At 72.9% G+C, this 14,791-nt stretch carries 11 protein-coding genes; 7 read left to right on the forward strand and 4 right to left on the reverse strand.

Going from position 1 to position 14,791, the window contains the following annotated elements:
- Positions 1 to 131: 131 nt before the first annotated feature.
- Positions 132 to 2,168 (reverse strand): type II secretion system secretin GspD, encoded by a 2,037-nt coding sequence (gene gspD / locus J2Z33_RS10055; RefSeq protein ID WP_209840433.1) that lies wholly within the window; start codon positions 2,166 to 2,168, stop codon positions 132 to 134.
- 416 nt (positions 2,169 to 2,584) lie between these two features.
- Between gspD and J2Z33_RS10060 the strand changes: the two genes are divergently transcribed.
- Positions 2,585 to 3,724 carry a penicillin-binding protein activator gene (locus J2Z33_RS10060; protein WP_209840435.1) on the forward strand — a complete coding sequence of 380 codons (1,140 nt, stop codon included), beginning with the start codon at positions 2,585 to 2,587 and terminating at the stop codon, positions 3,722 to 3,724.
- Positions 3,725 to 3,809: 85 nt separating this feature from the next.
- Positions 3,810 to 4,034, forward strand: a complete 225-nt coding sequence (locus J2Z33_RS10065) for a hypothetical protein (protein ID WP_209840437.1) — start codon at positions 3,810 to 3,812, stop codon at positions 4,032 to 4,034.
- Positions 4,035 to 4,052: 18 nt separating this feature from the next.
- Here J2Z33_RS10065 and J2Z33_RS10070 read toward each other — a convergent pair whose 3' ends face one another.
- The 3 genes from J2Z33_RS10070 to J2Z33_RS10080 all read right to left on the reverse strand — a co-directional run bounded on the left by J2Z33_RS10070 (position 4,053) and on the right by J2Z33_RS10080 (position 9,697).
- Positions 4,053 to 5,282: a DUF305 domain-containing protein gene (locus J2Z33_RS10070; RefSeq protein ID WP_245218744.1), complete on the reverse strand. Its 1,230-nt coding sequence runs from the start codon at positions 5,280 to 5,282 to the stop codon at positions 4,053 to 4,055.
- A 73-nt stretch (positions 5,283 to 5,355) separates the two neighbouring features.
- Positions 5,356 to 8,484, reverse strand: coding sequence for an efflux RND transporter permease subunit (locus J2Z33_RS10075; RefSeq protein ID WP_209840439.1), 3,129 nt, complete (start codon positions 8,482 to 8,484; stop codon positions 5,356 to 5,358).
- Between the two features lie 25 nt (positions 8,485 to 8,509).
- Positions 8,510 to 9,697 (reverse strand): efflux RND transporter periplasmic adaptor subunit, encoded by a 1,188-nt coding sequence (locus tag J2Z33_RS10080; RefSeq protein ID WP_377109927.1) that lies wholly within the window; start codon positions 9,695 to 9,697, stop codon positions 8,510 to 8,512.
- Between the two features lie 168 nt (positions 9,698 to 9,865).
- On the opposite strand from J2Z33_RS10080, the gene J2Z33_RS10085 reads away from it, so the two are divergent.
- From J2Z33_RS10085 to J2Z33_RS10105, 5 genes are all read left to right on the forward strand, one after another.
- The gene (locus J2Z33_RS10085; protein WP_209840441.1) at positions 9,866 to 10,522 is read left to right on the forward strand and encodes a TetR/AcrR family transcriptional regulator; all 657 of its coding nucleotides are present in this window, start codon (positions 9,866 to 9,868) and stop codon (positions 10,520 to 10,522) included.
- A gap of 519 nt (positions 10,523 to 11,041) precedes the next feature.
- Positions 11,042 to 11,896 carry a glycine betaine ABC transporter substrate-binding protein gene (locus J2Z33_RS10090; RefSeq protein ID WP_209840443.1) on the forward strand — a complete coding sequence of 285 codons (855 nt, stop codon included), beginning with the start codon at positions 11,042 to 11,044 and terminating at the stop codon, positions 11,894 to 11,896.
- A 67-nt stretch (positions 11,897 to 11,963) separates the two neighbouring features.
- Positions 11,964 to 13,040: a quaternary amine ABC transporter ATP-binding protein gene (locus tag J2Z33_RS10095; RefSeq protein ID WP_209840493.1), complete on the forward strand. Its 1,077-nt coding sequence runs from the start codon at positions 11,964 to 11,966 to the stop codon at positions 13,038 to 13,040.
- A 14-nt stretch (positions 13,041 to 13,054) separates the two neighbouring features.
- A complete protein-coding gene (locus tag J2Z33_RS10100) occupies positions 13,055 to 13,897 on the forward strand; it encodes an ABC transporter permease (RefSeq protein WP_209840445.1) in 843 nt (280 codons plus the stop codon).
- Positions 13,894 to 14,733, forward strand: coding sequence for an ABC transporter permease (locus J2Z33_RS10105; protein WP_245218745.1), 840 nt, complete (start codon positions 13,894 to 13,896; stop codon positions 14,731 to 14,733). The genes J2Z33_RS10100 and J2Z33_RS10105 overlap by 4 nt, the downstream gene beginning before the upstream one ends.
- Positions 14,734 to 14,791: the final 58 nt, after the last annotated feature.

Genomic DNA, 14,791 nt, shown 5'->3' on the forward strand with positions numbered 1-14,791 from the left:
ACGCGAGGGCCCCGGCAAGGCCCTGCGGCCGCAGGAGGGGAAAGGTGCGCCCGCGCCCCGGACGCCGCCTTGGGCCCCCATGGCCATCCCGGCGCGGCCTCGGCGAGCTGGCCCCGTCGGGGCCGCGCCGGTCAGTAGAGCCCCTGGATCTCTAGCGGCAGGCTGCGGACCTCGCGCTCGCCCAGGATGGTCCGGGGCGGCTCGGTGGCGTCGGCGGCGCGAAGGCGGGTGTAGCGGTCCTCGGCCGCCTGGCGGATGTCGTTCTGGTCGCGCAGGATGGTCGGGCGGAGGAACACGAACAGCGTCCGGTTCGTCTGGTTGTCGTTGCGGGACCGGAACAGGTTGCCCAGCACCGGCACGTCGCCCAAGCCCGGCACCTTCTGGTCCTGCGAGGTCTGGTCGTCGGTGATGAGCCCGCCCAGCACCACGGTCCCCCGGTTGTCGGCCAGCACCGTGGTGTTGATGACCCGGCGGTTGGTGATGAGGTCGGCCGCACCCTCGACGTTGGCGTTGACGAGGCTCGACACCTCCTGCTCAATCTCCAGTTGCACGACCCCGCCGGCGGTGATCCGGGGCACCACGTTCATGGTGATCCCCACGTCGCGCCGCTCGATGGTGGTGAAGGGCGTGACGGTGTTGCCGTCGGTGGCGAAGCTCCCCGTGCGGAAGGGCACGTTCTGGCCCACGACGATGGTCGCGGGCTCGTTGTCCAGCGTCGTGACCGAGGGCGTGGACAGCAGCCGCGCCTGGCTCGACTGCGACAGCGCCTGGACCAGGATGCCGAAGTCGTCGTTGGACGCCCCGACCGTGAGCCCGGTGGACAGCGCGACCTCGGCCGGCGCGCCGATGGCGGTCAGCACGTTCTGGATCGACACGCCGCCGTTGCTGAACGAGGTGGCGGCGACGCCGCCCGGCTGCGCCGCCTCGGCGAAGCCGAGCTGGATGCCCAGCCGCTCGGCCACGTCGCCCGAGACCTCGACGATGGCGGCCTCGATCATCACCTGCGGCCGGCGCACGTCGAGCGCGCGGACGAGGTTGCCCACCTCCTGCACCTGCGCGGCGGTGCCGCGCACGATGATGGAGTTGGTCTCGATGGAGGCCTGGACGGTGACGGCCGCGGGGTCGGCGGCGCGGTTCAGCGGGACGAAGCTGCCGCCCGCGACCTGCTCGACGGCCGGGATGGAGCCTCCCTCCGCCACCTCGGCCTCGCCCGCCCCGGCTCCGGCTCCGGCGGCGGCGACCAGCGGCTCGGCCGTGCCCGGATTCGTGCCCAGGCCCAGGCCGAACCCGGACCCTGCCGCGCCGACGATGTCCGTCCCCTGGCCCAAGGTGCCCTGGATGATCTCGGCCACGATGGCTGCGTCGCCATACTGGAGGCGGAACACGGTGGTGGTGACGGCCTCCTGCGGCGGCCGCAGCGGCGGCACGTCCATGGACCGCGCGAGGTCGCGGATCTCGTCGACCTCCTCCTGCGTGCCGCGCACGAGGAGGAGGTTCGAGGACGGATCGACCGAAAGGCGCGCGCTCGTGCCCGCCGGGCCCAGCACGCCCAGGATGGCGTTGCCCACGGTGGCGGCGTCGGCGTTGGCGAAGCGGATCACCTCGGACTGCTCGTCGGTCTCCGCGTCGAAGGCGCGGGCGATCTCGAGGATGCGCTCGACGTTGGCGCGGGTGTCGGTGAGCAGGATGGCGTTGGGATCGACCAGCGCCTCGATGTAGCCGGACTCGGCCACCAAGGGACGCAGGACCCGCACCGCCTCGGCCGAGGGCAGGCGCGACAGGCGCAGTATCTCGGTCACCACGTCCTGCGTCCCGGCCGCGCCCGTGGGGTTCGCGCCGCCGATGGTGCGGGCCTCGGCCTCGGGCACCACCTGCCAGACGGTGTCGGTCTCCACCGCGACGAACCCGCGCGAGCGCAGGATCGACTGGAACAGCGCCCAGACCCCCGCCTCGTCGAGCCGCTCGGAGGAGACCACGGTGACCTCGCCCGTCACCTCCGGCGCGAGGACCAGCGTGCGGCCGGTGATCTCGGAGACCTGCGCGGCGAGGACCGAGATGTCGGCCCCGCGCAGGTTGATGACGAAGGTCCCGGGCTCCTGCGCCCTGGCCAGTACGGGCGACAGGGCGAGGAGCAGGCCCGCCGCTAGCAGGACGAGGAGGCGGATCATGGCAGGACCGGCCGCGCCAGGGGACCGGACCCGGCCCGCCGCGCCCAAGCCCATCCAGGGACCGCGATCCCATCGAGACTCCATCGACCGCGTTGACCCATCCACCCCTCACCTGCCCCGATCGCGCCCCCGGACAAGCCGGCCCGTGCCCGGCCCGCCCGGCGACGCTGCCCTTTTGCGGCCATGCTACTTCCTGTCCCCATCCGGATCAGCCCTATCTCATCGACGCCCTTCCGCAAAGCCGCCCTGATGCCGCCCCGCCACAGCCCGGCCATGGTCGCTGGATCGCCCGCGGGTTCGGCCGTGGAATGGGCAATCCGATTCGGCCGCTCGACTCGGAAGGGCAAGGGCCACTAGACTCGGGGAAACGGCGACGGCCCCGCAGGGGTCGCCGCCTCGCCACGGGGGGCTTGGGGATGTCGAAGCGGTCGCGGCGGCCTGCCGCAGGGATGGTCCGGGGCTCCGCGTCGGACGGGTCCGCGCCGTCGCGCCGCAGGTTGTTGCAGGGCCTCGCCTGCGCCTCGGTCCTGCCCTGGATCGCCGGCTGCGGCCGCCGGGGCGGGTCCGACCTGCCGCCAGCGGGCACCGTGGGCAAGGCGGCGCTGCTCGCTCCGGTCTCGGGCCCCTCGGCCAGCCTGGGCCAGCTCATGCAGCAGGCGGCGGGCCTGGGCGGCAACCCGGTCGGCCCCGCCGCCGAGGTCGAGGTTCTGGACGCCGGCACCACCGAGGAGAGCGCCGTCGCCGCCGCCCGGGCCGCAGTGGACGGCGGGGCGCGGATGCTGCTCGGGCCGCTCTTCTCGGGCCAGTCCCGCGCCGTGGCCGAGGCCGTGGGGCGCGGCGTGCCGGTCGTGTCCCTGTCGAACGACAGCGCCATCGCCGGCGGCAACCTCTTCGTGTTCGGCATCACGCCGCTCCAGTCGGCGCGGGCGGTCCTGGGCTTCGCCGCCGCCCGGGGCCTCCGCCGTGTCGCGGTGGTCGTGCCGCCGGGCGAGTTCGGGGCCCGCTCGGCCCAGGCGGCGCAGGCCGTCGCGCCGGGCCTTGGCCTCACCCTGGCTCCGCCGATCGTGGCCGGGAGCGCGGTTGGCCTTGCCGGCTCGCTCTCCGCCGCCTCGGGAGGGGCGCTGCCCGATGCCGTCTACCTCCCGGTCGTCGGCGGCCCCTTCGAGGAGATCGCCCAGGCGGTGGCGGGGACCGGCGTCCAGATCCTGGGCTCGGACCAGTGGTCGGCCATCGAGCCCCAGCGCAACCCGGCCTTGCGCGGTGCCTGGTTCGCCGCGCCCGACCCGATCCGCTTCGAGGCCTTCGCCCTCGCCTTCGAGGAGCAGGTCGCCGCCGAGGCCGGGATCGTGGCCGGCCTCGCCTTCGACGCGGTCGAGATGGCGCGGCTCCTGGGCCGGATCGGGCAGCAGGACCGTGACGGGCTCCTGCGCGAGGGTGGGTTCGACGGGGTGCTCGGACCCTACCGCTTCCTGCCCTCGGGCCAGTGCGAGCGGGCCCTCGCGGTGCTGAACGTGGCCGAGGGCGCGACGACGCTGATCGGCAGCCCCTCGGCCTGACGACATCGCGACGGCACCGACCGTTTGGGAACAGGGCCGCCGCTCGCCGGTTGGGGCGGCACGCAAGCCTCTCGGAGCGACCACCATGACCGACGACCCTGTCCTGCCCGTCCCGCCGCGTCCCGGCGTCGCGCGTCGCGGCGTCCGTGACGCCGACGTTCCGTCGGAGACCCATGCCCAGGGGTTGCCGGACGTCGGAGAGGGAGCCTCGGCCACCCATCTCGGCCGCGACGTGCCGCTGGGCCTGCAAGCCGGGGAGGACGAAGGGGACGACGGCGAGTCCGGCGATCCTGGAGCGCGCACGGGCTGAGGACCGGAGCCGGTCCCTTTAGGGCGGGGCCGTGGGGCCGCGGTCGGGCGGCGCTCCGATCCCGCCGGGCGCCATGGGCCCGTGCGGCTCCTCGGGGTTGTGGGAGTGGGTGGACATCTCGGCGCTGGCGGCCACGGCGTCCGGGTCGCCGTCGGGTCCGTAGATCGTCCGGTGCGTGCCCCAGTAGGCTGCGACGAACACCACCATGGCGGTGGCGAGGCCCAGCGGCACCCCCGCGAGGGCCTGCCGGACGCGGGGGATGAAGTGGACCTCCCGCTCGGGGTCGAGGGCGATGAGGAAGATCGTCGACATGATGAGCGCGTGGCCCACCATGTCCACCCGCCCGAAGGGCCAGACCGCCGACAGGAAGATGACGATGAGCGCCACCGCCGAGAGCCGCCGCACCAGTGGCGTCCAGAGGAGGCCGAAGCCCATGGTGAACTCGGCCACCCCCGCCATGGGGATGAACACGTCGCGCGGCATCCCGAAGGTGAGGAAGGGCTTCTCCTCGACCAGGGGATAGAACCATTCGGGATAGGCGAACTTCTCCAGCGAGGACCACATGAGAGCGATGGCGACGCCCCAGCGCAGGACCTCGAAGCGGTGGCGGTTCCAGGCGGGGCGGTCGGAGGCGGCGAGCACGAGGTAGCCCGCCACGCCGATGCCGAGGGCGAGGTAGTCCAGAAGGTGGAACAGGTCGTAGTCGCGCAGGGCGATGGCCCAGAGGACCAGGATGCCCAGCGCCGAGAGCGGCATGGTGCGCCGCCAGAACACCCCCGCCGCGATGAGGAGCTGGAACCACGACACCCATTCGTTCGGCGTGGCGAGGTCGGGGGTCAGGTAGATGCCGCCCACGGCGAAGATGGCGACGAAGAAGGTGCCGACCGCCACCCGCATGAAGTCGTCGGCCCGCGTCCAGAGCGGGGCCGACGCGCGGTCCATGGCGTCGAGGGCGCGCTGCCCGGCCGCGCCGCGCTCGAAGGCGCGGGTGGCGAGGAAGAAGGCCAGCACGAGGACGATGGCGGTCCAGAACCAGGGGTTCGTCAGCGAGGCTCCGACGGGCTGGGGCGGCGCGCCGACGATGTAGGGCGCGAACCACTTCACGTGGGCCTGCGCCGGGGCGGCCCAGGCCAGGGCGCCGCCCAGCGCCGCCGCGCCGGCGACGAGCGGCGGCGCGGCGCGACGGCCGATGCCCGGGTCATCCAGGCCGCGCGGGTTGCGCCGCTTGCTCGGCCAACATCTTTCCATCGGCTGGGCCTCCACGAACCGTTCGTGGAAGCACCTAGGCGCGGCGGTCCTTCCGTCCACGGCGGCCCGGCGATCAGGCCGGCCGCGCCGCATCGCCGGCCGGGGTCGTCCGGTCGAGGCGGAACATCCGCGCGACGACGACGTAGAACAGCGGCACGAACAGCACGCCCAGCACCGTGGCCGAGATCGTGCCGCCCAGCACGCCCGAGCCGATGGCCGTGCGCCCGCCCGAGCCCGCGCCGGTGCTGAGCACCAGGGGCAGCACACCCAGCGAGAAGGCCATCGAGGTCATGATGATCGGCCGGAACCGCTGCCGCGCCGCCTCGGTGACGGCCCGCAGCAGCGGCTCGCCGGCCTGCTGCCGCTCGCGCGCGAACTCCACGATCAGGATGGCGTTCTTGCCGGTCAGGCCGATGACGGTGAGCAGGCCCACTTGGAAGAACACGCCGTTCTCGAAGCCGCCGATCCAGGCGCCCAGCAGCGCGCCCAGCACGCCGATGGGCATGGCCAGCATCACCGCGAAAGGGATGCTCCAGCTCTCGTAGAGGGCGGCCAGCGACAGGAACACCACTGCCAGCGACAGCGCGTAGAGCAGGGGGGCCTGGCTGCCCGACTCGCGCTCCTCCAGCGAGAGCCCGGTCCAGGCGACGGCGAAGCCACCGGGGAGCTGGGCGGCCAGACGCTCGATCTCGGCCATGGCCTCGCCGGTGGTGACCCCCGGCGCGGGCGAGCCCTGGATCTGCATGGAGGGCACGCCGTTGTAGCGGTTGATCCCCTGAGCCCCCTGGGTCCAGGCGCCCTCGGCGAAGTTGGAGAAGGGCACGAGCCCGCCCGAGGCGTTGCGGACGCGCCACTGCTCCAGGTCCGAGGGCGTCGCGCGCGAGTCGGGCTCGCCCTGGACGTAGACCCGCTTGATGCGGCCCTGGTCGATGAAGTCGTTGACGTATTGCCCGGCCCAGGCGACCGACAGCAGGTTGCCGACATCCGTGGCCGAGATGCCCATGGCCCCGGCCTTGCGCCAGTCGATGTCGAGGTGGAACTGCGCCGCGTCCTCCATGCCGTTGGGGCGGATCGAGGCGATGAGGCCGCTCTGCGACGCCATGCCGAGGAGCTGGTTGCGCGCCTCCAGGAGCTGGTCGTGCGTCTGGCCGCCGCGCGCCTGGAGGTAGAAGTCGAAGCCCGACACGTTGCCGAGCTCGATCACCGAGGGCGGGACGATGGGGAAGACCATGGCGTCGCGGATCTGGCTGAAGGCGCCGAAGGCCCGGCCCGCGATGGCCTGCACGGCGAGCGAGGGGTCCTCGCGCTCGGACCAGTCCTTGAGCCGCACGAAGACCAGCGCCATGTTCTGCCCCTGGCCGGCGAAGCCGAAGCCGACCACGCCGAAGACCGACTCCACCGCCGCGCTTTCCTGCGTCAGGTAGTAGTCCTCGATCTGCTGCACCACGTCGAGCGTGCGCTCGGAGGTCGCGCCGGTCGGCCCCTGCACCATGGTCAGGAGGATGCCCTGGTCCTCCTCGGGGAGGAAGCCGGTGGGGGTGCGGGCGAACAGGAGCCCCATCGCCACCGCGAGCGCCACGTAGACGATCCCGACGCGCACGGGCCGCCGCACGATCCAGCCGACGCTGCCGGTGTAGCCGCGCGTCAGCCGGTCGAAGGCGCGGTTGAACAGGCCGAAGGGGCCGCGCGCCTTGGGGTGGCTGTTGCTCTTCAGGATCGTGGCGCAGAGCGCGGGCGTCAGCGTCAGCGCGACCACGACCGACAGCGCCATGGCCGAGGCGATGGTGATGGCGAACTGCTGGTAGATGACGCCGGTCGAGCCGCCGAAGAAGGCCATGGGCACGAACACCGCCGACAGCACCAGCGCGATGCCGATGAGAGCGCCGGTGATCTGGTCCATCGACTTGCGCGTGGCCTCCAGGGGGCCGAGGCCGTCCTCGGCCATGACGCGCTCGACGTTCTCGACCACCACGATGGCGTCGTCCACGAGGAGGCCGATGGCCAGCACCATGGCGAGCATCGTCAGCGTGTTGATCGAGAAGCCCGCCGCCGCCAGCACGCCGAAGGTGCCGAGCAGCACCACGGGGACCGCCAGCGTCGGGATCAGCGTGGCGCGGAGGTTCTGGAGGAACAGGAACATCACCAGGAAGACGAGGACGATGGCCTCGACCAGGGTCTTGACGACCTCCTCGATGGAGATCTCCACGAAGGGGGTGGTGTCGTAGGGGATGACGTATTCGACCCCCTCGGGGAAGAATCCGGCGAACTCCTCCAGCCGCTCCTTGACCAGATCGGAGGTGTCGAGCGCGTTGGCCCCGGGCGCGAGGCTGATCGCCATGCCCGCTGAGGGCTGGCCGTTGAAGCGCGAGATGAAGTCGTAGCTTTGGGCCCCGATCTCCACCCGCGCCACGTCGCCCAGGAGGACGAGGCCGCCGTTCGTCTCGGCGCGCAGCACGATCTGGCGGAAGTCCTCGGGCGTCTGGAGCAGCGACTGCGCGGTGACGGTGGCGTTGAGCTGCTGGCCCGGGGGCGCGGGCTGCGCCCCGAAGGAGCCCGCCGAGATCTGGGCGTTCTCCTCGGACACGGCGGCCACCACGTCGCCCGGCGTCAGGTCGAAGGCCGCGAGCTTGGACGGGTCGAGCCAGATCCGCATGGCGTACTGCCCGCCGAAGACCTGCACGCTGCCCACGCCCTCGATGCGGCTGAGGTCGTCCACGAGGTTGCTGATCATGTAGTCGGCGAGGTCGGCCTGCCCGATCTCCTCGGTCCCGGAGATGAGCGAGATCACCATCAGGAAGCCCGCCGAGGACTTCTGCACGACGATGCCCTGGCGCTGCACCGGCTCGGGCAGGAGCGGGGTGGCCTGGGACAGCTTGTTCTGCACCTGCACCTGGGCGATGTCCGGGTCCGTGCCGGTCTCGAAGGTCAGCGTGATGGTGGCCGAGCCCGCCGAGGTCGAGTTCGACGAGATGTAGCGCAGCCCGTCGAGGCCGGTCATCTGCTGCTCGATGACCTGGGTGACGGTGTTGCCCACCGTCTCGGCCGAGGCGCCGGGATAGGTCGCCCGCACCGTCACCGAGGGCGGCGCGATCTGCGGGTATTGCGCGATGGGGAGCGTCAGGATGGCCAGGAGGCCGACGCCCATGATGAGGATGGAGATCACCCAGGCGAAGATCGGGCGGTCGATGAAGAAGCGGGCCATGCGCGGCTCCCTGGTTCGGGCTGGGTCAGTCGGCGGCGGCGTCCGGGGCGGCGGCCCCGGCCGGCGGGTCCGCCATGGCCGTCTCCTCCGGCCGCTCCTCGGGCGCGACGGTCGCGCCGGGCGCGGCCCGTTGCAGGCCCGCCACGATCACCCGGTCGCCGGGCTGGAGGCCGTCGCTCACCACCCAGTCCGAGCCGCGATCCTCGAGCACGGTCAGGAGGCGTTCCTCGACCACGTTCCCGGCGTTGACGACCAGGGCGGTCGGGCGGCCCCGGCGGTCGCGGCCCACCCCCTCCTGCGGGACGAGGAACACGTCGTCCACGGCGCCGGTGGGGATCTCGACCTGCACGTACATCCCCGGCAGCAGCAGCTTGTCGGGGTTGGGGAACTCCATCCGCAGCACGACGACGCCGGTCTGCTCGTCCACCTGGGGCTCGGCGGCGGTGAGCTCGCCCGTGTGCTCGAACTCCGATCCGTCGGCGAGGATCAGGCGCACGGTGCGGTCGGCCCCGTCGAGGTCGGCCTGGGTCTGGCCGCGCCGCCACGCCAGAAGCTCGGCGGCCGATTGCGTCACGTCCACGTAGACGGGATCGATCTGGCGGATCACGGTCAGCGGGTCGGCCTGGCTCGCGGTCACGAGCGCGCCCTGGCTGGTCAGCGACAGGCCGATCTCGCCCGAGATGGGGGCGGTGATCGTGGTGCGCTCCAGCTCGATCCGGGCCGACAGCAGTTGCGCCTGCGCCACCTGGAGCGCGGCGCGGGCGGCGTCGCGGGCGGCGATGGCCTCGTCGAAGACCTGCTGGCTGGCCACGTCGCGCTCCCGCAGCTCCTCGACCCGCGTCGCCTCGCGCTCGGCGGCGCCGAGCTGCGCCTGGGCCTGCGCGACGGCGGCCTCGGCCTGGGCGAGGGTCGCCTCGTAGGTGGTGGGGTCGATGGTGTAGAGCACCTCGCCCGCCTCGACGCGGCTGCCTTCCTGGAAGCGCCGCTCGGTGACGAGGCCGGCCACCTGCGGGCGCACCTCGGCCGAGGCCGAGGCCGCGACCCGGCCGGGCAGCGTCGATGTCAGCGTGACCGACTGCGGTTGCAGCGTCACGACGGTCACCGCCGTCGGCGGCGGCGCGTCCTGCGCCGAGGCGGCGGCGGCAAGACCGAGCAGGGCGGGGCCGAGCAGGGCGGTCGCCGCGAGGCGGAGCGTTCTGGGGAGGAGGGCCACGGATCGAAGCTCCCGGATGGCGGGGCCCCTTGTGCGGCGGCCCGGAGTTGCAATATGAAACTTTGCGGTTCCATAAACGTGGAGCCCCGCGCGATGCAAGCGCCTTGCGCGATCCGGTCCGGGGCGACGCGCCCGGACGGGCCGGTGCCCGGAAAGGAGGCAGGCGTGATGGCCGCCGAGGAGGACAGCGAACGACCGAGGCGGGGCCGTCCCGTCGCTCTCGGCGCGGGGGAGCGCCGGGAGAGGATCCTCGACGCGCTGGCCGAGGTCTTTCGCGAGTCGGGCATGAGCGGCACCACCATGGCCGCCGTCGCCCGCCGGGCCGGGATGTCCAAGCGCACGGTCTATGAGGTCTTCGACGACCGCGCGGCGCTGTTCGCGGCCTACCTGAGCCGGCTCCGCCACGAGTTCGTGCAACCCCTGGACGACGCGGCGCGGGCCCTGCCGCTGGAGGAGCGGCTGCGCCGGCTGCTCGCGCCGCGCGCCTACGCCAGCTCCTTCGACCTGCCGCTGGCCGTCCTGCGGGCGATGATCGCCGAGGGGCCCGAGCGGCCCGACATGGCGCGGACCTTCCTCGCCGAGGGGCCGGGCGCGATCCGCGAGCTGATCCGGGCCGAGCTCGACCGGGCGGTGGCGCGGGGCGAGGCGACGATCGCCGACACGGGGGCCGCCGCCGCGCTGCTGGCCGACATGATCCGGCCCAGCCCTCTCGACGTGCTGATCGACCCGGCGAGCCTGCCGGGCGACGCGGCGATCCAGGCGCGGTTCGACCTGGCGATCCGCGTCTTCCTGCGCGGCGTCGCGGACGGGCCCGCGGCGACCTGACGCCCGCGCGCCGAGGCCGGGGAGGCCGATCCGGCGCAGGCGCGCGGCCGCGACGCCGGCGAGGCGCGGGAGGACGGGGCGGCGAATCGGGTCGGTCATGGGTCGGGCACTCCTTGGGTCTGATGGGACCAGGATGCCCGAGGCGGGTTAACCGAATCCGACAGCAACGAACGCTCGGGGCCGGTTCGCGCAACGGGGGTCGGGGGTGATTCGCGCCGCGCGGCACGGGGGGTCGGCCGGGGAACGGCGGCGGGCGGACGCCCGCCCCGCGGGAGGGCGGGGCCGTCCGATCCGCGCCGGAGGGGGCTGTCCGCCGTCTTTGTCTATTCATTGAATACATAAGATTGACTTGGGGCTTCCGAACCTGTAGATCAGGCGGTCAAGGCGGCCCGGCAGAGGCCGCCGAGACCGACAGGGTCCTTCGTCCAGAGCGTCGCCGCCCCCCGGGGCCGGGGGCGCGGCGTCCCCCGAGGGCGCGCGGCGGGCCTGCCCGATCCAACCGCAACAGGGGTTACATCCATGAACATCATGCAGACCGCGCTTGGCGCGATGGCCGTCGCCGGCGCGCTGGCCGCTCCGGCGATCGCCCAGGAAGGCAAGGAGATCCAGATCGGGACGATGACGTGGGAGGACCTCACGCCCATCACCGGGATCACCAAGGCCGTGCTGGAGAAGGCCGGCTACACCGTCGAGGTGACCGAGTTCTCGGAATGGGGCATCGCCTTCTCGGCGCTGACCAACGGCGACGTGGACATCATGGTCGCGCAGGCGGACTACGCGGCGCACGACTACTGGGACCGCTTCAAGGACGACCTGGAGAAGATCTCGCCGGTGTCGCACGGGCTGTACCAGGCGCTGGTGGTGCCGAGCTACGTCCCCGTCGGGTCCATGGAGGAGCTGAACGCCCACGCCGAGCAGTTCGGCGGCAAGATCGTCGGCATCGAGCCGGGGTCGGGTCTGATGCAGGACGCCGCCGAGGCGGTGGACGCCTACGGGCTGGAGCTGGACCTCGTGGAGGGCAGCACGGCGGCGATGACGGCGGCGCTCCAGTCGGCCATCGAGCGGGAGGAGTGGATCGTCGCGGCGATCTGGACCCCCTCGTGGATGATGGAGAAGTTCGACGTGAAGTTCCTCGCGGACCCGAAGGGCGTGTTCCCGTCGGCGCAGTCCTACTACTGGATCGGGCGCGACGGATTCTCGGCCGAGCAGCCCCACGCGCGCGAGCAGCTCGCCAGCGTCTATGTCCCGCTGGAGGACATCCTGTCGATCAACGGCGCGGTCGCGGACGGGGCGACCATGGATCAGGCGGTCGCCGACTGGATGGCCGCGCACGAGGATCTGGTGGGCCGCTGGTCCAACCTCAAGGCCGAGTGATCGGCGGGCCCCCCCGGCGGGTCCGGGGGGGCGTCCCTGTCTGGAAAGGAGCGGGCGGATGAGCGCGATGGCGGCCAGCGAGGTCCTGATCGACTGCCAGTCGGTGTGGAAGGTGTTCGGCGACAACGCCCGCGCGGCGCTGCGGGCCATCGCCGACCGGGGCCTGAGCAAGACCGAGGTCCTGCAGGAGTTCTCCTGCGTGGTGGGGGTGTCGGACGCCTCGATCCAGGTGCGGCGGGGCGAGATCTTCTGCGTCATGGGCCTGTCGGGGTCCGGCAAGTCCACGCTGATCCGGCTGCTGAACCGGCTGATCGAGCCGTCGTCGGGCCGCATCACCGTCAAGGGGCAGGACCTGTCGGGGCTGCGCGGGCAGGCGCTCCGCGACATGAGGGCCAAGCACATCGGCATGGTCTTCCAGAGCGTCGCGCTGCTGCCGCACCGCACCGTGCTGGAGAACGCGGCCTTCGGGCTGGAGGTGCAGGGCGTCGCCAGGGCCCGGCGGCTGGAGGTGGCGCGCGAGGCGCTGGCCCGCGTCGGGCTGTCGGACTGGGCCGGGCGGCTGCCGCGCGAGCTGTCGGGCGGGATGCAGCAGCGGGTGGGGCTGGCGCGCGCGCTGGCCGCCGACCCGGAGATCATCCTGATGGACGAGCCGTTCTCCGCCCTCGACCCGCTGATCCGGCGGCAGTTGCAGGACGAGTTCCGGTCCCTGACCAAGGAGCTGGGCAAGTCGGCGGTGTTCATCACGCACGACCTCGACGAGGCCATCCGCATCGGCGACCGCATCGCGATCATGCGCGACGGGGTGATCGTGCAGGTGGGCACCGCCGAGGAGATCGTGCTGAACCCGGCCGACGGCTACGTGGCGGACTTCGTGGCGGGCATCTCCAGGCTGCATCTCATCAAGGCGCATTCGGTGATGTACGAGCCCGCCGCCTGGGCGCGGGCGCGGCCCGAGGTGGACGTGGGCGCGCTGCCGCGCACACACCCGGAGGCCGACATCGACGCGCTGATCGGGATGGTCGTCGGGTCGGGGCAGGAGGGCGTCGCCGTGGTGGACGGCGGGCGGATCGTCGGCGTGGTGACGCCGCGCGGGCTGCTGCAAGGGGTCCGGGGCACCGCGCCCGCCGACCTTTCGGTCGTCTGAGGGAGGGGCGGGGCATGGCGGACGCGGCCTTCATCGAAGCCTTCGACGACGCGGTCGAGGGCGGGCTCGACTGGCTCGACGACCACGGCGGCGGCGTCTTCGACGCGATCCGGCACGCGCTGGCGGGGGTCTACGACGGCGTGGAATGGCTGCTGCTGGCGCCGCCGTTCTGGGCGGTGGCGGCGCTGGCGCTGGTCGCCGGGTGGCGCGTGGTCGGCTGGCGGTTCGGCGGGCTGGCGGCGCTGGGGCTGGGGCTCTGCGCGGCGATGGGCCTGTGGGCCGAGACCATGGAGACGCTGGCGCTGGTGGTGACGGCGATGGTCTTCGCGCTGCTGGTGAGCCTGCCGCTGGGGGTGCTGGCGGGCTATGTCCCGGCGGTGAAGCGGGCGGCCGAGCCGGCGCTGGACCTGATCCAGACGCTGCCGCCGTATCTCTATCTGCTGCCGGCCATCGCGCTGCTGGGCTATGGCCCGGCGACGGCGCTGGCGGCGACCTGCATCGTCGCGCTGCCGCCGGCGCTGCGGCTGACGGCGCTGGGCATCGGGCGCACGCCGCAGGAGTTCATAGAGCTGGGGCAGGCCAACGGCATCCGGCCCTGGCAGATGTTCGCCAAGATCCGGCTGCCCTTCGCCTTCGCCAGCATCATGGCGGGCGTGAACCAGAGCCTGATGATGGCCTTCGGCATGGTGGTGATCGCCGGGATCGTGGGCTCGGGCGGCCTGGGCGAGACGATCTACGGGGCGATCCGCACGCTGGACATCGCCACGTCGGTCGATGCGTCGGTGGCCATCGTGGTGCTGACGATCGTGCTGGACCGGCTGACGCAGGGCCTGGCGGACAGGGGGGCGCGGGCATGAGCCTTGGGGATCTGGCGGTGTCGCCCGGCGCGTGGGTCGCGCCGGCGGTGGAATGGCTGAACGTCAACCTCCATCCGGCCTTCGCGGCCGTGACGCGGGCGGTCGAGGGGCTGCTGGGCGGCATGGAGGCGGCGCTCCTGGGGCCGCCGGCCTGGGGGGTGATCGTCGCGGCGGGGCTCCTGGGCTGGTGGCTCGGGGGCTGGCGGATGGCGGCGCTGGCGGCGGGGGCGCTGGGCTTCTGCCGGGGCGCGGGGCTGTGGGAGGCGTCGGTGGAGACGCTGGCGCTGGTCGTGGTGGCGGTGGCGCTGTCGGTGCTGATCGCGTTCCCGCTGGGGGTGCTGGCGGCGCGGCGGCCGAGGGTCGAGGCCGGCCTGCGGCCCGTGCTGGACGTGATGCAGACGGTGCCGCCCTGGGTCTACCTGATCCCGGCGGTGATGATCTTCAGCCTGGGGCCGACGCCCGCGCTGATCGCCACGGTGGTCTACGGCATCCCGCCGATGCTGCGCCTGACGACGCTCGCGTTCCGGCAGGTGCCGCGGGAGTTCCTGGAGCTGGGCGAGGCCAGCGGCGCGGCGCCGCGCACGATCCTGTGGCGGATCGAGCTGCCGCTGGCGCGGCCGACGCTGGCGGTGGGGCTGAACCAGTGCATCCTGCTGTCGCTGGCGATGGTGGTGCTGGCGGGACTCGTGGGGGCCGGGGGCCTGGGCGCGGAGGTGACGCGCGGCCTGACCCGGATGGAGATGGGGCCGGGGCTGCGCGCGGGGCTGGCCATCGTCGCCATCGCGCTGCTGCTCGACCGGCTGTCGCGGGCCTCGCTGGACGGACGGCGAGGATGAGCGGCGCCTGTAATACATATTGTAGACATGACGGGATGCCGGTAGGTTCCGGCCAGCG

Origin of the sequence: Rubellimicrobium aerolatum (genome assembly GCF_017872975.1) — a bacterium.
Classification (GTDB): Bacteria; Pseudomonadota; Alphaproteobacteria; order Rhodobacterales; family Rhodobacteraceae; genus Rubellimicrobium; species Rubellimicrobium aerolatum.